At 71.5% G+C, this 3020-nt stretch carries 4 protein-coding genes; 3 read left to right on the top strand and 1 reads right to left on the bottom strand.

What is annotated here, in order from left to right; translation table 11 throughout:
• Window positions 1-680 (bottom strand): sulfite exporter TauE/SafE family protein (locus tag VGT06_11470; GenBank protein HEV8663738.1); only part of this gene is annotated, 680 nt, incomplete at its 3' end.
• A gap of 212 nt (window positions 681-892) precedes the next feature.
• Here VGT06_11470 and VGT06_11475 point away from each other — a divergent pair.
• From VGT06_11475 to VGT06_11485, 3 genes are all read left to right on the top strand, one after another.
• Window positions 893-1579 (top strand): TetR family transcriptional regulator C-terminal domain-containing protein, encoded by a 687-nt coding sequence (locus tag VGT06_11475; GenBank protein HEV8663739.1) that lies wholly within the window; start codon window positions 893-895, stop codon window positions 1577-1579.
• A gap of 212 nt (window positions 1580-1791) precedes the next feature.
• A complete protein-coding gene (locus VGT06_11480) occupies window positions 1792-2025 on the top strand; it encodes a hypothetical protein (protein HEV8663740.1) in 234 nt (77 codons plus the stop codon).
• Between the two features lie 20 nt (window positions 2026-2045).
• Window positions 2046-3020 (top strand): trypsin-like peptidase domain-containing protein (locus VGT06_11485; protein ID HEV8663741.1); only part of this gene is annotated, 975 nt, incomplete at its 3' end.

A 3020-nucleotide genomic window follows, 5' to 3' on the forward strand; every position in this document is an offset into this window, starting at 1 on the left:
GGGAGGGCGCGGCCGGGCTCGAGGTTGCCGAGCCGATAGTGGGCCAGGGCGCCGGTCAGCGCCGGGGCCAGGATCGCGACCAGAGAGGTCCCTACCGCCACGGGGACCGGGATCCCCATCACGAGGACCAGGAGGGGCACCAGCAACCATCCCCCTCCGAGACCCAGGAGTCCCGAGATGAAGCCGATCCCAACGCCGAGGAGGAGGCCGCGGAGGGCATCTACGCGGAAGACGTGCTCGGTGCCGGCATACCGGCAGCGCCGCCAGACAACATACGCGCGGTCTTGCCCGGCACCCATCCCGTCGGGGTGCCCGGCGAAACGCGGCTCCCGCCGCAGGAACAGGCCCGCGCAGGCGGCGAGAGCGAGGCCCGCAAAGGTCACCTCCAGAAGGGCGGCCGGCAGGTGGTGGGCGGCCAGTGAGCCGAGGGGCGCCGCCGGGATGGCGCCGCCGGCCAGCGTGGCGGCGAGCACCCAGTCCACGGTCCCCTGCCGCAGGTGACTCCAGGCGCCGGCGGCGGCGACGAACACCACGTAGAGGAGGCTGGTGGCCACGGCCTCCCGGATGGGGACCTGGGTGGCGCTCAAGAGGGGGATGAGGACGAACCCACCCCCGACGCCCAGCAAACCCGAAAGAACCCCGGTCAGGCCCCCGATGAGGACCATCTTTACCAGGAGCACGTCTCGCCTCCCGCGTGGGCCTGGCCCCCCGGATTGTGGTCCCGCCGGCTGGCCTTGTCAACGCCGACGCCGGAGGATTGTGCCGGGCGCCCCGTCCCTTTGCCCCCGCCCGGAGGGCCCGGCAGGCCCGCTTCTTGACATTCCCAGGGAGCCCTGGTAATGTACCAACTGGTCGGTTTTCATCCTGGGAACGGGCCGGAACGGGGGACCGGGTGACCGCGCGGACAGCACGGGCGAAACGGGAGCAGATCATCGACGCGGCCGCCCGCCTGATCCATCTCCGGGGCTACAGGAGCACCAGCATCGAGGAAATCCTCCGGGCCACCGGGATCGGCAAGGGCAACTTCTACTACTACTTTGCGAGCAAGGAGGAGCTGGGCTTCGCGATCCTGGACTGGCAGACCAGCCGGTTTGCCGAGGGAGTCCTGCAGAAGGCGTTCGGGGACAAGCGGGATCCCCTGGACCAGATCCACGCGTACCTCGACCTCCTCCTCGAGCTGGCCCGGAAGAGCGGGTGCCGGGGAGGCTGTCCTGTGGGGAACCTGGCCCAGGAGCTGAGCGACACCCACGAGGGGTTCCGGCGGCGGTTAGACCGGGCCTTCGAGGCCTGGAGGGCATTCCTGGAGGGAGTGCTGCGCCGGGCCCGGACGGAGGGGCGCCTGCGCCGGGATGCCGACCCCGCCCGCCTCTCGCGGTTCCTCCTGGCGGGGATCGAGGGGGCCATCCTCCTGGCCAAGGTTAGGAAGGACCCCGACGTCCTGGCCGACTGCTTCGGCGAGCTGAGGGCCCACCTCGCCGCATGGACGGTAGCGGGTCAGCGCCGGCTACTCCCGGCCGCCCCCACCACCCCTGCATCATTCGGCGCCAGACGGCGTCTAAAAGCTGTGAGGCCATCATGAAGACGACAAATCGTCGCACCAACCGAACGGCACGCGGCCGCTTCCGGACCACCCAGCCTGAGCGGAGAACTCCCGCCGAAGGCCACCCGCTTCGCAGGCTGGGCCGCCCGCACCGACCCCCGACCCGGGGCTCCCAGGGCGGGGCCCGCGCCGGCCGTCCCGGGCCCGCCGGACCGCCGGTCCCGGAGAGGCCGCGGGAGATCCCGACCATCGTGGAGTATAGCGCCACCAAGCGCCCGGCCAACAACTACCCGAAGCGGATCGTCTCCCCCCCTAGACCCAAGACCTGCTGCGTGAGGGGGATGGAGGACCTGGGGAAGCCCCGCCGGGAGGCCGGCTGGTTCTATGTGTACAAGCGGTGCCGGACGTGCGGCTTTACGGTCCGCTCCATCGTCCGCCGGGACCCCGCCGCCGCCAAGTTGCCGGTCAGGGCCGCCTTCAACTAATACTCAATAGTGAGGCCGTGATGCGAGCCCACCTGATCCCTCTCGCGTCGGAGGCAGCCCCCCGGCCGACGGCCGGTGCTCCCTCTTCGGACGGCGCCCTCCTGGACGCCTATTCGCGCGCCGTAGTGTCGGCCGTGGAGCGGGTCACCCCGGCGGTTGTATCCCTGGAAGTCCGCCGGGCCGGCCCCGGGAACCCCGGGGGCGGCGGCTCCGGCGTCCTCTTCACCCCGGACGGCTTCGCCCTGACCAACAGCCACGTGGTCCACGGGGCTACGGCCGCCGCGGTGACCCTGAGCGATGGCCGGCGCCTCCCGGCGGCGGTGGTGGGGGATGATCCCGGGACGGATCTGGCGGTCGTGCGGGTGGAGGGGAGCGGGTTCCCGGCGGCTCGGCTCGGCGACTCGGGCGCCCTCCAGATCGGGCAGGTGGTTATCGCCATCGGGAACCCCTACGGGTTCCAGTGCACAGTGACGGCGGGCGTCGTGAGCGCCCTCGGGCGCTCCCTCCGGACCACCTCCGGCCGGCTCATTGACAACATCATCCAGACCGACGCCGCGCTGAATCCCGGCAACTCCGGCGGGCCGCTGGTGAACAGCGCCGGCGAGGTGGTCGGGATCAACACCGCCGTCATCCTCCCGGCGCAGGGGCTCTGCTTCGCCATTCCGGTCAACACCGCCACCTTCGTGGCGTCGCGCCTGATCCGGGACGGGCGGATCGTTCGCGGCTACCTCGGCATCGGGGGGCAGACGGTCCCCCTCCCGCGCAGCCTGCTCCGCCGCCACGGCCTTGAGGCACCTTCCGGTGTCCTCATCCTGACGGTAGAACCGGACAGCCCCGCCGCCCAGGCGGACCTGCTGCCCCGGAACTGCATCCTCCGGTTCGGGAACAGCCCGGTCCCCGACGTGGACACTCTGCACCGGCTTCTCACGGAGACTGCCGTCGGGGTCCCAACTCCCCTCACCCTGCTTCGGGATGGCGACGTCGTCACCCGCACC

Source organism: Candidatus Methylomirabilis sp., from assembly GCA_036000645.1.
Lineage (GTDB): Bacteria > Methylomirabilota > Methylomirabilia > Methylomirabilales > JACPAU01 > JACPAU01.